This is a genomic window from Cobetia sp. 14N.309.X.WAT.E.A4 (assembly GCF_030397495.1).
In the GTDB taxonomy this organism is placed as follows: domain Bacteria; phylum Pseudomonadota; class Gammaproteobacteria; order Pseudomonadales; family Halomonadaceae; genus Cobetia; species Cobetia marina.
Window position 1 is genome coordinate 66,541 of record NZ_JAPNXT010000007.1, and the last position, 16,124, is coordinate 82,664.

The window sequence follows — 16,124 nt, forward strand, 5'->3', positions numbered from 1 at the left end:
CTTGTCTGTTGCGGAGCAGGTCCGTGGCTCCCACAAGCGGTCATCCGTATTTGAAGCGATGATTGGGGATATCGGTGATCAGCATGTGGCCCGGGCTGTGTGCGATGGCCAACGGCAGGCGCGCATTCTCCAGTGCCAGTTGCGGCGTGACGCCACAGGCCCAGAACACCGGCAGGTCGCCTGTCTCAAGCGTAGGTGCATCGCCGAAATCAGGGGTGTTGATATCGGAAATGCCGATCAAGGCGGGGTCACCCAGATGGACGGGCGCGCCGTGGACGCGGGGCATGTCGGTGGTGATCTGGATCGCGCGAATGGCATGCGCCGCCGACATCGGGCGCAGGGACACCACCAGGTTGCCGTGGAAACGACCGGCACTGATCAGCGGAATGTTGGTGCGATACATCGGCACGTTGCGCTTCAGGCGCGCATGGCGAACCTCGACGCCTTCGTTGAGCAGCGCCTCTTCAAACGAGAACGAGCAGCCGATGGAAAACGCCACGAAATCGTCCTGCCACAGGGCGGCGATATCCGTGCGCGTTTCTTCAAGCTTGCCGTGACGGTAGATGTGATAGGCGGGCAGGTCGTGGCGCAGGTCGATGTTCTCACCGAGCCCTGTCGGGGCGGGAGAACCGACGGCCGTGACATCCAGCAACGGGCAGGCCTTGGGATTGGCCTGGCAGAACTGCAGGAATTCGCCGGCAGCCTCGGCTGGCAGGATGATCAGGTTCGTCTGGGCAAAGCCTGCAGCGATACCGCTGGTGTGGCTGGCCCAATGACCGCTACGGATCTGCTCGCGCGCCTCGCGGGGGGACGACGCGGCACTGAGAAGTGTCTGGGGCATCGTGGGGGCTTCTTGTGAAGTTGTTGTTGTCTGTCTTCACCATAAGAAGCACGCCCAGATAAATCCAATCGATTTTTATCGAGTCAAGCCATCGGAAATTCCTTTCATGTGAGCAGTGACTAACTTTACTCGTAAAGTATGGAGTTGAAGGAAACCAAATACCCTAATCATCAGATATTCCGAATGGAATGTGAGCAAGTTAACAAATATTCTCGGCGATGAGTATTTTCTTAAATCAGGCAAATTATAAAAATAGTGTTGACGCCATGATGATTAAAAAGTATCTTCCGCGCTCAATAATAATACCAGCATTTATCTTCATATCCTGAGTGCTGGATAGGGATGTTTCAATACGCAAGGGGAATGCAATGAAAGTCAAATATATCGTCGGTGCAATGATCAGTGTGATCAGCTTGTCAGGCTGCGCTACTATTGTGGGTGAAAGGGATGAGTCCATCACATTGAACAGCTCTCCCAGTAATGCTGATATCCTTATCACTGATGAGAAAGGTCAGAAGATTCTATCGGCAACGACACCTTCGACTGTCCAGTTGAAGAAGGCGGATGGTTCCTATTTCGGTGGCAAGACCTACACCGTCGAAATTTCAAAGGCTGGTTATGACTCACGTACCATTACTATCGAGTCATCGGCTAATGGCTGGTATATCGCTGGAAACCTCCTCTTTGGTGGACTGATAGGCTATCTGATCGTAGACCCATTGACCGGCGCAATGTACAACCTCTCACCAAACGACATCAACGCTTCTCTTGATGAGAATGTTGCAAGAGCGGAAGATGGTGGGAAGGTGCTCAATGTCGTGTTGTTGGAAGATATACCGTCCAGGTTGCGAGATGAATTGGTCCTTATCGGACAAGCGTGATTCAAGAAGCCCCGCATTGCGGGGCTTTTTCTTTTGTGTAGTAGTGGTTCGCTTACCGTGCATGAACCCCCCGAGGAAGATTTTCAGAGTAACTTCCGTAACGCCTCGAAGGTGATAATGGTTACGTTGGTAGCGCACCAGAGTGGCTTTTGAATGACTCAAGCCCACTGCAATCGGGATATTACCCTTGATGGTTATGCGCCTCCTGATCCTGGCGGGCGATCTCGATGGCCAGTTCACACACGCCTTCGGCGAGGGCGCTTTCCATATGGGTCGGCCAGGAGGCGGTGAAGGTCAGCTCGGGCAGCTCGCAGGGCAGGCTGAGCAGGGTGCCCTGGCGGATTTCCTCGGCGACGATGCGCGGCGGGATGGCGCCGACGCCCAGGCCATCCAGCGTCATGCGCACGATGGTCCACAAGGAGCTTGAGCAATGCAGCTTCACGTCATCGAGTCCCATCTGATGCAGCATGGAGCCAAGTTCATGGTGCGGCCGGCTGTTGCGGGCAAACGAGATCAGCGGTAGAGCATTCAGGCGTCGCAAGGAGAAGTTGTCTTCGGTGAAGCCAAGAGACGGGCTGGTCACGAAGCCCATCGTGTAGTTGCACAGAAAGCGGTTGAGCACGTTCTCCGCCGTGACCGGCCCCATCAGGAAGGCGAGATCGATATCGCCGGCGGTGAGCATGGCGGCAAGCCCCGGGGAGCTGTCGACTTCGAGTTCCAGGGTGAGATCCGGGTAACGGCGCGCCAGTTCGGCCAGAAAGCCGGGCAGCCAGCTGTGCGCCACGGTCTCCACGACGCCCAGTCGCAACACGCCCTGGAAGGGCGTGCTCAACGCCATCATGGACAGCGCTTTCTGGCGCGCTTCCAGCAGCGCCTCGGCGTGACGATAGAATTCGCGCCCCTTGAGAGTGGGCTGTACCGGTCGGCGAGTGCGCTCCAGCAGGCGGGTTTCCAGGGTGGTTTCCAGCTTGTTGATACGTTCGGAAATCGACGGCTGGGTCAGATGCAGATGCTGGGCAGCCAGTCGGAACGACCCCAGGCGGGTGATCCACACGAAGGCTTCCACTTCCTTGAAATCGAACATGGCCAGATCCTGTCGTGATTGATGCCGCAAGCTTGGGGCTCACATTACCATTCGTTGAGAAATTGCGTTCTCGATGGCGTGCATTCCGGTACGATGTGGAGCATCGAGAAATGTGTATTTTCAAGAAAGGAAATGATGATGCAGTCTAGCGTGCGAGTCGTCAGCCTTGTGATGCTGAGTGCCCTTGTCATGGCGGGGTGCAGTTATACGCCGGCGCGGATCGATGCCGAGCCTATCATCGAAATCGGTGATGGACATCATGATCACAAGCGCGGAGGCGGCGACTTCTGTCCGCCGGGGCAGGCCAAGAAAGGCAACTGCTGATCACGTCGAACCACAAGGAGCCGCTCATGCGGCTCCTTTTTCGTTGTCGCTCGCTTCCTGATATGGGCCTCTGGAGTCGCTTGATCTGCAAGGATATCCTGAGTGATCCGAGTCTTGCCTCTTCCTCCACTGCTGCTGGCGGGGACTGTCTCCATGCTCAATCCCAAGGCGCTGACGGCGCTGAATGAAATCATCCGTCGCGGCTCACTGCGCCGTGCGGCACGGCACCTGAATCTCGACCCTTCCGCGGTCAGCCGCCAGATCAAGCAGCTGGAAGAAGAGGTGGGTGTCGCGCTGTGCGAGCGCAGCGAGACGGGCATGCGTGCGACCCAGGCCGGGGTGTTGCTGCTGGATCATTTCCATCGTCAGCAGGCGGCGGAGGCCGCAGCGCTCTCGCAGCTGAGTGCCCTGCAGGGGCTGCGTAGCGGTGAGGTGCGAATCGCGGTGGGCGAGGGTTTCATCGCCGATCTGATCTCGCTGCCCTTGCAGAGCTTCATGGCACGTCATCCCGGCATCGAGGTGGTGGTACGCATGGCCGGCGTGAATGAGGCGACCGAGCTGTTACGCGACTTCGAGGTGGATATCGCGCTTCTCTACGCCCCGCCGGTAGACCCGATTCTCTGCTGTCATGTGGAGACCTGCCAGCCGTTGGACCTGATCGTGCCGGCGGCACATCCGCTGCTCGAGATCGGCAAGCCATTGACGCTCGCACAGGTGGCGGATTGGCCACTGGCATTGATTGACGAGTGCACCGGCATGCGCCAGATGGTGAATCAGGCGGCGCAGCAGGAGCGGGTCTCGCTGCGTGCGCAATTGCGCACCAATTCCGTCTCGGTGCTCAAGAACTTCGTGCGCTCGGGAATTGGTGTCACCTTCATGCCCGAGCTCAGCGTGGTGGAGGAATTGCGGCGTGGCGATATCTGCCTGTTGCCGATGCAGCATCCGGCCCTGGCACAGACCCGCGCGCAGATGTGTACGCGGCGCGGGCGTGAGATGACGGTGGCCGTCGAGGCCTGCCTTACCCACCTGCAGCAGGGATTGCGGTTCTTCACCGCAGACGCGCCGCGTCTGCTCGGCAAGTGACACCCGCTGGACAGCGCCGCGAGTGGGTCAATCCTCGGCGCATCCAGTCTTGACGGCTTCTCGTATCAGAGTCTGGGCATAGTGATATCTCACGACAACAACACCTGATGCGAGGATTTTCTCCGATGCTGAGCCCCCTCAAGACACTACTGGCGCTGGCAGCGCTTCCTTTCAGTCTGCAGGCCCAGGCCTATGAGATAGAACCTCTCGGAGAGGGGCTCTATCGCTTCATCGATGATCGCCATCGCTCCGTGTTCATGATCACCGATCAGGGCGCGCTGGTGACGGACCCGATGAATCACGCCGCGGCGAGCTGGTTGAGCAACGAGATCAAGCAGCGCTTCGATACTCCGGTTCGCTATGTGGTGTATAGCCACAACCACAGTGATCACATCTATGGCGGCGAGGTCTTCGACACCCCGGATACCACCTTCATCGCGCACCGGCTGGCAGCTCAGGATATCGCCAACACCCGGGCGAAGGCCGTACCGCCGGATCTCGTCTTCGAGGATGAAATGACCCTGCGACTGGGCGGCAAGGAAGTCCAGCTGCGGTATCACGGCCCGAATGACGGGCGGGGGTCGATCAGCATGTACTTCAAGGACCACACCACGATGTTCGTGGTCGACTGGATCGTCATCGGACGCATGCCGTGGCAGAAGCTCTGGAGCTATGACATCCAGGGCATGATCAACTCGACGCGTGAAGTGCTGGAATATGACTTCGATACCTTCGTTGGCGGGCATGCCGAGATCGGTGATCACGCCGATGTCGAACGCTACCTGACCTATCTGGAGTCACTGTATTCTCAGGTGACGGAGGGCATTCTCGCCGGCAAGTCACTGGAGCAGATCCAGCAGGAGGTCGATCTCTCCGAGTACAGGGATCTGGCTCAGTATGAGGAGTGGGTCGGTCTCAATATCGAGGGCGTACATGAACGCCTGATGGAAGAGTCCGGCATGGGCTGGCGCAGTGATCTCAAGGGTGAGCATACCCACTGACGATGTAGCGCCTCGTTCAGCCCTGCTTCGCTCAACACTGCCTCGTTCAGCACTGCCTCGCCGTGTCATTGAAATGGCCCCGAAAACTCCGGTTTTCGGGGCCATTCTGGTCTTTGGGTACGTCAGGTCTTGGGGTACGTCGGGTCTTTGGATATGTCAGGTCTGTGGGAACGCCAAGCCAGAGATGGGCTTGTCAGGTCCAATGGGTGTGGACGAAAAAACAACACTCGCACGATTGATTAGTCTACAGCGACAACGCTACTTTCGACGTGTGAGGGTAACGCCCATCACCTGGCCGGCCACAGTGCCATACCCCCGGGACGGCGTTTCTCCCGTTGCATACCACCGATATTTACAAAAACAAAAGGGAATCCACATGTCCTTGTCCAAGACATCTCTGCTGCGCAAGACGTTTACCGGTTCCACTCTGGCGCTCAGCCTGCTGGCGGCCAGCGTGCAGGCCCAGACCATCAATCTCAGCTACAACGGCGCACCGGATGCCGACAAGAATGCCGTGCACGTCTTTGCCAGCAACCTGAAGACGCTGGTGGAAGAGAAGACCGATGGTGAGCTGGAGCTCAAGCTCTACCCCAACAGCATGTTGGGAGAGGAGCAGGAACGCATGGAGCAGGTCATCAGCGCACCGAGCCTGAACATCGCCTCCTTCGCGGGCATGGCCCCCATCGTGCCGGAAGTCTATGTCAGCGCCACGCCGTTCATGTTCGACGGCTTTGATGAGGCGCGTCGTTTCTTCGATGAAGGTCAGTACTGGCAGCAGGTGCAGCAACTGTTCAGTGAGCGCACCAATGGCGCCGAAATTCTGGCCGTCGTGGAGGAAGGGGGCTTTCTGGCCTTTACCAATGACAAGCGTCCGATCACCAGCCCGGATGACTTCGAGGGGCTTCGCTTCCGCGCGATGGACCCGAGTCAGGTAGCGCTCTACGAGGCCTTCGGCGCCTCGGGCACGCCGATTCCGTGGACGGAAGTCTACATGGCGCTGCGCACCGGGGTGGCGGATGGTCAGATGAACCCGCCGATGTACATCCTGCTGGGCAGTCTGCAGGAAGTGCAGAAGTACCTGACGCTGGCCAACATCCAATACTCGGATCAATTCCTGGTCGCCAATGGTCAGCTGCTCGAGAGCCTGTCTGATGAAGAGCGCACCGCACTGCTCGAGTCAGTCAAGGAAGCCAATGCCCAGGCCCGTCAGGACAACCAGAGCCAGGTCGAGTCACGCATCGCCTTGCTTGAAGAGCAGGGCATGCAAGTGATCCGCCCGAGCGAGGCAGACCTCGAGGCATTTCGCAGCAAGGGCCAGCCGGCCTACCTCAAGTGGCTCAAGAGTCAGGACATCGCACCAGAGCTGATCGATACCGCGATGAAGGATGCCGGTCTCTCTTCATGAGGGGCATGTGAGGCGCGCGGTTTCCACAGCGCTCAAGTGCCCAGGCGTGACTCGACGTCAACGCCTCTCGACGTCAGCGCCTCTCGACGTGAGAGAGCCCTGGGCCTGATGAGCTGATGGTGCAGTTCCCCCGATGCCCGGGGAATGTCGTCCGGGCATCGGGGCTCTGATTCTCCCTCCTTTCTGGTGGATTGCGGTAAATGACTTCCATGACTCCTTCACGACTGTCTTCCTTCAGGGAAGGCCTGCTGCATGCCTGTGGCCGCGTGACGCTGGCGCTCGCGGCGATGCTGCTGGCTTCCACGGTGCTGATCATGCTCTACGGCGTGGTGATGCGCTATGTACTGGGCGGCGCGCCCATCTGGGTCGATGAGCTGACCCGCTATCTCATCATCGCCAGTGTCATGCTGGCGATCGGCGTCGTCTGGGCAGAAGGGGCACACATGCGCGTGGCGCTGCTGGAACGGCGTCTGCCTCCGCGCCTGGCCAGGGGGCTGATCCATTACCAATGGTGGCTGACGCTCGTATTGATGGCCGGCGCGACCTGGATGACCTGGCACTACGCCATGTCGGCGAGCATGTTCCGCACCATGGGGCTGGGCATCAGCCGCAGCGTGCCGATGCTGTCGATGCCGATCGGTTTCGCGTTGATCACGGCCCAGGTGCTGTTGCATGGCCCACGGTCGCTGAGATCCCAGACCCTGGAGATCGCACCGGACGAGGAGGCCGCCGACCTTCCGGCGCATGATGACAGGACAGGAGGGCCGCGCACATGATCTGGGCAATGCTGGCCATCTTCGTGGTGCACGTCCTGCTGGGCCTGCCGCTGTTTCTCTCCCTGCTCGCCACCGCCGTGACCGGCTTTCTGTTCATCGATATCTCGATGCTGGAACGTCTCGGACCACAGCAGTTCTTCGGTGGCATCAATGCCTTCTCGCTGATGGCGATTCCGCTGTTCATCCTTGCCGGCAACCTGATGAACATCAGTGGCCTGACCGAACGCCTGATGCGCCTGGCGCGGCTGATGGTCGGGCATCTGCGCGGTGGCATGGGCCACGTGAACGTCGTCTCCAGCGTCTTCTTCGCCGGCGTCAATGGCTCGGCGGTCGCCGATACCTCCGCGCTCGGCTCGTTGCTGGTGCCCGCCATGCGCAAGGAAGGCTATTCGACGTCCTTCGCCGCAGGCCTGACCGCAGGCAGCTCGTTGATCGGGCCGATCATTCCGCCCAGCATCTTCATGATCCTCTACGCCTCGCTGACCAATACCTCCGTGGGCAGCCTGTTCCTGGCCGGGGTCGTGCCCGGACTGGTATTGGCGGTGGCGTTCATGGCGATGAATGCTTGGTATGCCCGTCGCCATGGCCTGCAGGCGCGCGGTCAGGCACCGGCACGCAGTGAAGTGATCTCGGCAATCATCGGCGCGCTGCCGGCACTGGTAGCACCGGTGATCATCGTCTCCGGTATCGTGCTGGGCATCGTGACCCCGACGGAATCCGGCGCCTTGATCGTCGCTTACGTTCTGCTCTGCGGGTTGTGTCAGGGGCCGCTCAAGCTTGTCGAGGTATGGGGTGCCATCAAGGATACGGCGCGTCTGACCAGTGCCATCTTCGTGATCATGGCGGTGTCGTCCATCGTCAGCTGGCTGCTGTCCTATGCCCAGGTGCCCAATCAGTTCGTGGCCTTGCTGACGCCCTACATCGACAGCCCGATCCTGATCCTGTTGCTGCTCAGTGCCATCACCTTCGTCACCGGCATGTTCATGGAAGAGGTCTCGGCGCTGATGCTGTTGACACCGATCTTCGTGCCCGTGGCCATGGCCGCCGGCATCGACCCTGTGCATCTGGGTGTCATCATCACGCTCAATATCACCATCGCGCTGATCACGCCGCCGATGGGGGCCTGCGTCTTCGTGGCCGCCGCGGTCAGCAAGCTCGAGATCACCTCACTGTTTCGCACCATCTGGCCCTTCGTGCTGGTGGCGGTCGCGGTACTGCTGATGCTGATCGTCTTCCCGCCCTTAACTCTGTGGTTGCCGACCCTGTCTGGATAACACCTCATGACGTCATCACTGACTTTTACGCCTCCTGCCATCCCGAGTCATGACGAGCCGGATTGGTCGCAGGTGACCTGCATCCCCGTTAAGGGCTGTGACAGTCCTCTGGTGCCGACCAGCCTCGGGCCGTCATGCCTGAAGGTCTATCCCGCCTACGCACGCCTCGGCATTCCCGGGGCGGTCAATGAATGTCTGGTGCGGCGTGCGGTGTATCAGCGTCTGCTGCAGGCCGCACGCGCCTTGCCGGAAGGGCTGTCGCTGGTGGTGATGGATGGCTGGCGACCCTGGCGGGTACAGCAGTATCTGTTCGAGACGCTGTATCAGTCGCTCAAGACGCATGACCCCTCGCTTTGCGAGGCCCAGCTGCTGGCGCGTACGCGGGAATTCGTCTCCTTGCCCAGCCGTGATCCCGACGCGCCGAGCCCGCACCTCACCGGCGGTGCCGTGGATGTCACGATCTGCGATGCCGATGGCTTGCTGCTCGAGATGGGGACGCTGTTCGATGAGGCGACACCTGAGTCCCACGCGGACTATTTCGAACGTCATCCGCCTGGCGCAGACACGCCCCAGGCTGCGGCACGCGATAACCGGCGGCTGCTCTATCACGTCATGACCCAGGCCGGTTTCACCAACCTGCCCAGCGAATGGTGGCACTTCGACTTCGGGGATCAGCTCTGGGCCTGGTACCGGGGCGAGCCCGAGGCACTCTTCGGTCCGGCGGAGATGGACAGTATCGAGAGTCTCTGGAAGCGGTCTCTGCAATAGCGGCGCCTGGCGGGTCGCACGGATTGGCCATGCACAGCGCCAGACACAAGACGCCCCGCTCGATGACCTCTCGAGCGGGGCGTCTTGTCATCCTGTGGGAGGGGAATTTCGCCTCAGCTGACGATCTCGGCCTGATCGAGCATGGCGTGGAAGAGCACGTTGCAGCCGGCGTGCAGGTCCTTGGGGGCGGCATTCTCGATCTCGTTGTGGCTGATGCCGCCTTCGCAGGGGACGAAGATCATGCCGGCGGGAGCGATACGGCCCATGAAGATGGCGTCGTGACCGGCCCCGCTGACAATGTCGAGATGTGAGTAGCCGAGCTGGCTGGCGGCATTGCGCACCGCGTTCACGCAGTTGTCGGCGAAGTGCTCGGGGACGAAGTCGGCGGTAGGGGTGAGCTCGAAGGCCAGGCGGTGACGTTGGCTGACGGCTTCGACGACTTCCTTGAGTTCGGCGACCATCGCGGTGAGGGAGTCGGGCTCCAGCGAGCGCAGGTCGATGGTCATGTTGACCTGACCCGGGATGACGTTGCGAGAGCCCGGATGGACCTGCATCACACCCACGGTGCCGCGGCCATGCGGTGCGTGATCGATGGCGATGCGGTTGACGGCGACGGTGATCTCGGCCGCCCCGAGCATGGCGTCCTGGCGCAGCGACATGGGCGTGGGGCCCGCATGGGCTTCCTGGCCGGTCAGCGACAGATCGAACCAGCGCTGGCCCAGCGCGCCCATCACCACGCCGATGGTAGTCTCTTCATCTTCCAGGATCGGGCCCTGCTCGATATGGCTCTCGAAGAAGGCGCGCACGTTCTCGCGGGGGATCTCATCGCTGCCCCGATAGCCGATGGCATCCAGCGCTTCGCCGGCGGTCACGCCATCCGTGTCCTTCTGAGCCAGCATCTCGTGCAATGACAGTTGGCCGGTATGCACGCCGGACCCCATCATGCAGGGCGCAAAGCGACAGCCTTCCTCGTTCGTCCAGACCACCACCTCCACCGGGCAGCGGGTCTTGATGTCGTGCTGGTTGAGGCTGCGCAGCACTTCCAGTCCCGCCATCACCCCGAAGCAGCCATCGAACTTGCCGCCCGTGGGCTGGGTATCGATGTGGCTGCCGGTCATCACCGCCGGGGCGTCCGGATCGGTGCCGGCGCGGCGCGCGAAGATGTTGCCGATGGCATCGATACGGATCGTGCAGCCTTCGGCCTTGCACCATTGAATGAAGAGATCGCGCGCCTGGCGGTCCAGTTCGGTCAGCGCCTGACGGTTGACGCCGCCCTTGGGCGTGGCGCCCAGCTCGGCCAGGGTCATCAGGGATTGCCACAGGCGATCACTGTCGGTGCGCAGCTCGCTCAGGGTGCTGACGGGGGAGGTATCCATCTGGGCAGTGGTCATCGATTTCCTTCCTCTCGTGAATATTGTTCTTGTGATGTGTCGTGCGGTGTCAGGCTCTGCTGTCGGCCATCAGCTGCGCCGGAGTGACGAGCAGCTGGTCGGCCATTTCCACCTCGAGGGCCGTCATATGGTGCTCGGCATCCTGCATGTGCTCCGTCATGAGCTGACGGACCTGTTCGTGATCCTGCTGGCGGAACGCCGTGATCAGGCCGGTGTGGTAATGCTGATTGGCGGCATCGAACTGCTTGCGCTCCGGGAGATAGGCCTTCTTGATGACGACAAGCTCGTGCAGCATGTCGTTGAGGAACTGGCACATGAAGCTGAGCAGCGGGTTGGGACAGGCGCGCGCCAGTACCTGATGGAACTCGATTTCCAGAAAACGCTGGCGACGCTGGTCCTCGTCCTGTGGCTGATGGCAACTGCAGTCACTGACATTGTGCTCGAGCGCGACCAGATCCTCTTCGCTGAGCAGGCCCACCACCGATACCGCCATCTCGACTTCCAGCAGCCGGCGCAGCTGATAGACCTGGGCGCCATTGAGCGTCTTGAAGTGCAGGAAGCTTCTCAGCATGCGACTGGCGGGCTCCATGCTCGGCGCATTCAGCACGGCGCCGCCATTGGGGCCCGTCTTCAGCGTGATCAAGCCTTCGACTTCCAGAATCTTGAGGGCTTCACGCAGCGTGCCCTTGGCGCAGCCGTATTGCGCCATCAGCGCCTTCTCGTTGGGTAGCCGGTCACCTTCACGCAACCCGTCACGCACGATGCTGCGCCTCAGATCATCGCTGATCAGCTCGGCCAGTTTCTGGCGTTTGGGAGCGCCAGAGCCATTGCTGGTGCGTGACGTGATCAGTGGTGGAGGCGATGTCGGCATGCGATGTCCTGAGCGGAGGCGAGTCATTCATATTTATTCGTATAAATAAGCTTTAGTCGCGGACTCGAGCGCTGTCAAACCCGCAATGTGAACGTGAGCGTCGCGAATTCGATCAAGGACATGACGCGTCGCGTCAAAGGCTGCGCATTGGCGAAGTTCCGGGTGGCAGTCTTGAAAAGCGCCTGGTCTGACATAAGGTTTCTCTATTCGACCCCGCGAAAGGAGGCCCTATGGAAACGCATGACTCTCAGCGAACGCGTGACGCCGATATCGTCATCGTCGGTGGCGGTGCCGGCGGACTGGAGCTGGCGGTTCGCCTCGCCAAGGCAGGCCACAAGGACGTGTTGCTGATCGATCGCGACACCAGTCACGTGTGGAAGCCGCGCCTGCATGAGATCGCGGCGGGCCTCGGACGGCGCCAGGTCGATGAGTTGGGGTATGCCGGTCTGGCGGAGCAGTGGGGATTTCGCTTCGAGTGCGGCACCCTCGAAGGCGTGGACCCTGAACAACGCCAGATCACCCTTGCGGCGATACCGGGCAGGGAAGATGACGCGACCGCCGAGGTGCCGGTCCGCGTCAGAGGTTATCGCCAGCTGGTACTGGCCCTGGGAGGGGTGACGCCTGACATGGGCGTCGAGGGCGTGCTGGAGCATGCCTGTCTGCTTGACTCGCCGGAAGACGCCGAACGTATTGCCGAGCGCTTCTCGCGTGGCTTGCTGGCCAATCATGTGGCGATGGAAACAGCACCGACAGGGGATTCAGGCGCGTCAGCCACCCAGGACGTCGCTCAGGATGGTGCCAAGGATGGTGCTCAAGAGTCTCCGGGGCGGCCGTATCAGGTGGTGATCGTCGGCTCCGGTGCCACCGGTGTCGAGCTCGCCGCCTATCTGCATGAGGCACGTGGCAGACATGATGCGCCTGCGCCGAAGGACTCGCGGGTCGAGATCACGATCCTCGAGGCCACCGAGACCTTCATGCCCGGTGTCTCACAGGAACTGCGCGAGGCGATCCATCAGCGACTCGAGGCACAGGGCATCAATATCGAGCTGTCTCGTCAGGTCGCCAAGGTGTCACCCGGCAGCGTCGAGATCAGCGAAGGTGACGAGTCCGTGACTCGCGAGGCAGACCTGGTGGTCTGGGCGGCGGGGCGTGTGGGGCCTGCCATCGTCGAGGAGATCGAAGGTCTGGCCAGCAACAAGAAGCGTCAATGGAAGGTGACGCCCGGACTGCAATGCCTTGAGCAGGAAGCCATCTTCGCGCTGGGCGACTGTGCCTGCATCGATGAGGCACCCTTGCCACCCACGGCACAGGTGGCCAGCGAACAGGCCGAGTTCCTGGCGGAAGAACTGCCGCGTCGCCAGCAGGGCGAGGCGGCTCAGGTCTTCGAGTTCAAGGATCGCGGCACGCTGTTGTCACTGGCCAGGGCGGGCAGCGTCGGTGAGCTCGGTGGCAAGCTCAGCGCCAAGCTGAGCCATGCACAAGGCAACGATGGGCATGAGGATCTGCAGGTGAGAGGGCGCTTTGCACGCGCGGCCTACCAAGGACTGCAGCGTCAGCATCAGTTTTTGCTGCTGGGGCCGCTCAAGGGCTCAGCCGAGGTGGTCAGTGACGTTCTGCGCCATGCCATGGGGCCGCGACTCAAGGTGCATTGAGGCAAGCCCATGCAAGCCGGTGCGCTGGCCCGAGAGGGCAGCGTGCAAAGGAGGACAGGCCGACATGTGCCGTGGTGGATTCCATCGGCGCATGTCGGCCTGACATCAAAGGTTCGTGTTTCTCACGAGCTTCTGGTCTGTGAACTGGCCACCGGATAGGTGCCGGGCCTGAGGATACGCGTGTCCACGTCGTGGATATCCCGCAGTCCGCACAGGGCCAGCGTCGTGTCGAGCTCCTTGTGGATGATCTCCAGGGTCTTCGTCACGCCTTGCTCGCCCATGGCGCCGAGTCCATACAGGAAGGCGCGTCCCAGATAGACGCCCTTGGCGCCCATCGCCACCGCCTTGAGCACATCCTGGCCAGAGCGAATCCCGCCATCCATGTGGACCTCTGTCCTGTCGCCGACCGCCGCGAGAATGTCCGGCAGGGCGGAGATGGAGGAGGCCGCACCATCGAGCTGACGTCCACCGTGGTTGGAGACGATCACGGCGTCGGCGCCTGCCTGAACGGCCATCTCGGCATCCTCCGGCTCCATGATGCCCTTGATGATCAACTTGCCGCCCCAGCGATCCTTGATCCATTTGATGTCATCCCAGCTCAGGCTGGGGTCGAACTGACTGGCGGTCCATTTCGACAGGGAGCTGAGGTTGTCGGCGTCCTTCACGTGACCGGCGATGTTGCCGAAGCTGTGGCGCTTCGTCTTCAGCATGCCGGCGCACCAGCGCCACTTGGTCGCCAGGTTTAGCGCGGTGGCCACGGTGGGACGAGGAGGGACGCTCAGGCCGTTGATCAGGTCCTTGTGGCGCTGGCCGATGATCTGCAGGTCAGCGGTGAGCACCAGCGCGGAACATTCCGCCGCCTTGGCGCGATCGATCAGCCGCCCGATGTAATCCTTGTCGCGCATCACGTAGAGCTGGAACCAGAAGGGGCGTGTGCTGACGGATGCGACATCCTCGATGGAGCAGATGCTCATGGTCGAGAGCGTGAAGGGCACGCCGAAGTCACTCGCCGCGCGCGCGGCCAGCATCTCGCCATCGGCATGCTGCATGCCGGTGAGGCCAGTGGGCGCGATCGCCACCGGCATGGCCACATCCTCTCCCAGCATCTGCGTGCGCAGGGTGCGATTGTCCATGTCGACCATCACCCGTTGACGCAGTCCGATGGCGGCAAAATCAGCCTCGTTGGCGCGATAGGTGGTTTCCGTCCATGAGCCGGAGTCGGCATAGTCGTAGAACATCTTCGGCACACGGCGTTTCGCCAGGCGTTGCAGATCATTGATGCAGGTGATGGTCATGCAGAACTCCATCCAAGGAGAGAAGGCGGATCGTTCGAGGTCCAGGGACATCGCCAAGGGGATGCTGGGCTTACTGTCTCCGATGGATGGGGGGTTCACCATTGGCGATACGTCTATCTGTCGAGGACGCCTGTGCCATAGCATCATGGCAATGATGCAACCGACCTGCTGCACGACGTCTGCAGACGGACACGTTGACTGCGCGACCTGAGGTGTCAGGTCGCGCCCCCATGAAAGGTGATGGACCCATGAGATTTGCCTGTAGCGCCTCAGCCGATGGTCGGCGCCCGACAACGCCGCGCGATCCGGCCAGGTCCCATGGCGCGGCAAGGCCAAGAGTCCTGCGTCGTGGGCGTGACGCGATGCTGGCGTCCTGTCTGTCATGGCTGATGATCAGTCCGGCTCACGCAGCGTCCGTGGTCGCTTCCGAGGCGGAGCGTGAGGGACTTGTGGTCGCCAATCTGCAGGAAATAGAGCAGCGGGTCGGCGCGCGCCTTGGTGTGACGGTACTGGATACTGCCGATGGCAGACGTGTCAGCTGGCGGGGTGATGAGCGTTTCCCCATGAGCAGCACCTTCAAGGTGCTGGCATGCGGCAATCTGCTCTCGCGGGTGGATGCCCGTCAGGAGTCGCTGTCACGCAAGGTGGAGATTCGCCCGTCGGATCTCGTGACCTATTCCCCCGTCACCGAACGTCAGGTGGAGGGCGATGGCATGACACTGGCGGCGTTGTGCCGCGCCACCATCACCACCAGCGACAATACCGCCGGCAACCTGATTCTCGATGCCATCGGTGGGACTGTCGGGCTGACGAATTATCTGCGGACTCTGAAGGATGACGTCACACGTCTGGATCGTCGTGAAACGGCGCTCAATGAGGCCACTCCGGGAGATCCCCGTGATACCACCACTCCCGACGCGATGGCGTCCACCCTTCAGCGGCTGCTGCTGGGGGAGGCGCTGAGCGAGGCGTCGCGTCTCACGTTGCAGGGCTGGATGCTGGCCAATACCACGGGAAGTGACAAGCTGCGTGCCGCCTTGCCGGATGACTGGCAGATCGCTGACAAGACCGGGGGCGGGGGGCATGGCACCAACAATGACATCGCCATCATCTGGCCGCCGAATCACGCCCCGTTGATCGTGGCGGTCTATCTGACCGAGAGCGAGGCCGAGCGTACGGTGCGTGACGCCGCGATTGCCGATGTCGGGCGTCTGCTGGTCTCCGAGGTACTGGCCATCGAGGGGCTGGCCATCGAAGGACCGGCCACCGAGGGGGTGGACACGCACGCTGACAATTGATCGCGTGACGCGTGAGAGCACGTGCTGAAGTAGCGTGCCTGAAGTAGCGTGCCTGAGAAAGTCTGCGTGAAGCCTGGGCAACTCAGCGTTGCCGGCCCTGATGCCATCCTTTGCTTGTGACTCCTGCCTCTCGCCCGCATTGTGCCTGAACTGTATCCGCAATGGTTTGCCGGAGGAGAT

General features: G+C 61.2%; 14 protein-coding genes. 9 read left to right on the forward strand and 5 right to left on the reverse strand.

The window, feature by feature from the left end; genetic code table 11:
* Positions 1 to 40: 40 nt before the first annotated feature.
* On the reverse strand, positions 41 to 841 hold the full coding sequence (locus tag OW493_RS11035) for a putative hydro-lyase (RefSeq protein ID WP_289864184.1): 801 nt from the start codon (positions 839 to 841) through the stop codon (positions 41 to 43).
* Positions 842 to 1,209: 368 nt separating this feature from the next.
* Between OW493_RS11035 and OW493_RS11040 the strand changes: the two genes are divergently transcribed.
* Complete coding sequence (locus tag OW493_RS11040) at positions 1,210 to 1,722, forward strand: hypothetical protein (RefSeq protein ID WP_289864186.1); 513 nt, start codon at positions 1,210 to 1,212, stop codon at positions 1,720 to 1,722.
* Between the two features lie 181 nt (positions 1,723 to 1,903).
* On the opposite strand, the gene OW493_RS11045 is transcribed toward OW493_RS11040, so the two are convergent.
* On the reverse strand, positions 1,904 to 2,806 hold the full coding sequence (locus OW493_RS11045) for a LysR family transcriptional regulator (protein WP_289864188.1): 903 nt from the start codon (positions 2,804 to 2,806) through the stop codon (positions 1,904 to 1,906).
* Positions 2,807 to 3,244: 438 nt separating this feature from the next.
* Here OW493_RS11045 and OW493_RS11050 point away from each other — a divergent pair, with 438 nt between their 5' ends.
* The 6 genes from OW493_RS11050 (at position 3,245) to OW493_RS11075 (ending at position 9,437) form a co-directional block, all read left to right on the forward strand.
* A complete protein-coding gene (locus OW493_RS11050) occupies positions 3,245 to 4,213 on the forward strand; it encodes a LysR family transcriptional regulator (RefSeq protein ID WP_289864190.1) in 969 nt (322 codons plus the stop codon).
* Between the two features lie 125 nt (positions 4,214 to 4,338).
* Complete coding sequence (locus OW493_RS11055; protein WP_289864191.1) at positions 4,339 to 5,214, forward strand: MBL fold metallo-hydrolase; 876 nt, start codon at positions 4,339 to 4,341, stop codon at positions 5,212 to 5,214.
* A 376-nt stretch (positions 5,215 to 5,590) separates the two neighbouring features.
* Positions 5,591 to 6,619, forward strand: coding sequence for a TRAP transporter substrate-binding protein DctP (gene dctP, locus OW493_RS11060; protein ID WP_289864192.1), 1,029 nt, complete (start codon positions 5,591 to 5,593; stop codon positions 6,617 to 6,619).
* A gap of 200 nt (positions 6,620 to 6,819) precedes the next feature.
* The gene (locus tag OW493_RS11065) at positions 6,820 to 7,395 is read left to right on the forward strand and encodes a TRAP transporter small permease (protein WP_289864194.1); all 576 of its coding nucleotides are present in this window, start codon (positions 6,820 to 6,822) and stop codon (positions 7,393 to 7,395) included.
* Positions 7,392 to 8,669 carry a TRAP transporter large permease gene (locus tag OW493_RS11070; RefSeq protein ID WP_077377007.1) on the forward strand — a complete coding sequence of 426 codons (1,278 nt, stop codon included), beginning with the start codon at positions 7,392 to 7,394 and terminating at the stop codon, positions 8,667 to 8,669. The genes OW493_RS11065 and OW493_RS11070 overlap by 4 nt, the downstream gene beginning before the upstream one ends.
* Positions 8,670 to 8,675: 6 nt before the next feature.
* Positions 8,676 to 9,437, forward strand: coding sequence for a M15 family metallopeptidase (locus tag OW493_RS11075; RefSeq protein ID WP_191236900.1), 762 nt, complete (start codon positions 8,676 to 8,678; stop codon positions 9,435 to 9,437).
* A 113-nt stretch (positions 9,438 to 9,550) separates the two neighbouring features.
* On the opposite strand, the gene OW493_RS11080 is transcribed toward OW493_RS11075, so the two are convergent.
* Together OW493_RS11080 and OW493_RS11085 are read right to left on the reverse strand one after the other, a co-directional pair.
* Positions 9,551 to 10,828: a Zn-dependent hydrolase gene (locus tag OW493_RS11080; RefSeq protein ID WP_289864195.1), complete on the reverse strand. Its 1,278-nt coding sequence runs from the start codon at positions 10,826 to 10,828 to the stop codon at positions 9,551 to 9,553.
* Between the two features lie 49 nt (positions 10,829 to 10,877).
* Complete coding sequence (locus tag OW493_RS11085) at positions 10,878 to 11,699, reverse strand: FCD domain-containing protein (RefSeq protein ID WP_077377000.1); 822 nt, start codon at positions 11,697 to 11,699, stop codon at positions 10,878 to 10,880.
* 230 nt (positions 11,700 to 11,929) lie between these two features.
* On the opposite strand from OW493_RS11085, the gene OW493_RS11090 reads away from it, so the two are divergent.
* On the forward strand, positions 11,930 to 13,351 hold the full coding sequence (locus OW493_RS11090; protein WP_289864196.1) for an FAD-dependent oxidoreductase: 1,422 nt from the start codon (positions 11,930 to 11,932) through the stop codon (positions 13,349 to 13,351).
* Positions 13,352 to 13,473: 122 nt separating this feature from the next.
* Here OW493_RS11090 and OW493_RS11095 read toward each other — a convergent pair whose 3' ends face one another.
* Entirely contained in the window at positions 13,474 to 14,646 is a 1,173-nt protein-coding gene (locus OW493_RS11095) for an alpha-hydroxy acid oxidase (RefSeq protein ID WP_077376993.1), read from the reverse strand.
* 248 nt (positions 14,647 to 14,894) lie between these two features.
* On the opposite strand from OW493_RS11095, the gene bla reads away from it, so the two are divergent.
* A complete protein-coding gene (gene bla / locus OW493_RS11100) occupies positions 14,895 to 15,944 on the forward strand; it encodes a class A beta-lactamase (protein WP_289864197.1) in 1,050 nt (349 codons plus the stop codon).
* The last annotated feature ends 180 nt before the right edge of the window (positions 15,945 to 16,124 follow it).

Excerpts from the sequence above, each read along its gene's own strand:
- OW493_RS11035 (WP_289864184.1), bottom strand. The coding sequence starts at position 841 with ATGCCCCAGACACTTCTCAGTGCCGCGTCGTCCCCCCGCGAGGCGCGC.
- OW493_RS11040 (WP_289864186.1), top strand. The coding sequence starts at position 1,210 with ATGAAAGTCAAATATATCGTCGGTGCAATGATCAGTGTGATCAGCTTG.
- OW493_RS11045 (WP_289864188.1), bottom strand. The coding sequence starts at position 2,806 with ATGTTCGATTTCAAGGAAGTGGAAGCCTTCGTGTGGATCACCCGCCTG.
- OW493_RS11055 (WP_289864191.1), top strand. The coding sequence starts at position 4,339 with ATGCTGAGCCCCCTCAAGACACTACTGGCGCTGGCAGCGCTTCCTTTC.
- dctP (WP_289864192.1), top strand. The coding sequence starts at position 5,591 with ATGTCCTTGTCCAAGACATCTCTGCTGCGCAAGACGTTTACCGGTTCC.
- OW493_RS11065 (WP_289864194.1), top strand. The coding sequence starts at position 6,820 with ATGACTTCCATGACTCCTTCACGACTGTCTTCCTTCAGGGAAGGCCTG.
- OW493_RS11070 (WP_077377007.1), top strand. The coding sequence starts at position 7,392 with ATGATCTGGGCAATGCTGGCCATCTTCGTGGTGCACGTCCTGCTGGGC.
- OW493_RS11075 (WP_191236900.1), top strand. The coding sequence starts at position 8,676 with ATGACGTCATCACTGACTTTTACGCCTCCTGCCATCCCGAGTCATGAC.
- OW493_RS11080 (WP_289864195.1), bottom strand. The coding sequence starts at position 10,828 with ATGACCACTGCCCAGATGGATACCTCCCCCGTCAGCACCCTGAGCGAG.
- OW493_RS11085 (WP_077377000.1), bottom strand. The coding sequence starts at position 11,699 with ATGCCGACATCGCCTCCACCACTGATCACGTCACGCACCAGCAATGGC.
- OW493_RS11090 (WP_289864196.1), top strand. The coding sequence starts at position 11,930 with ATGGAAACGCATGACTCTCAGCGAACGCGTGACGCCGATATCGTCATC.
- OW493_RS11095 (WP_077376993.1), bottom strand. The coding sequence starts at position 14,646 with ATGACCATCACCTGCATCAATGATCTGCAACGCCTGGCGAAACGCCGT.
- bla (WP_289864197.1), top strand. The coding sequence starts at position 14,895 with ATGAGATTTGCCTGTAGCGCCTCAGCCGATGGTCGGCGCCCGACAACG.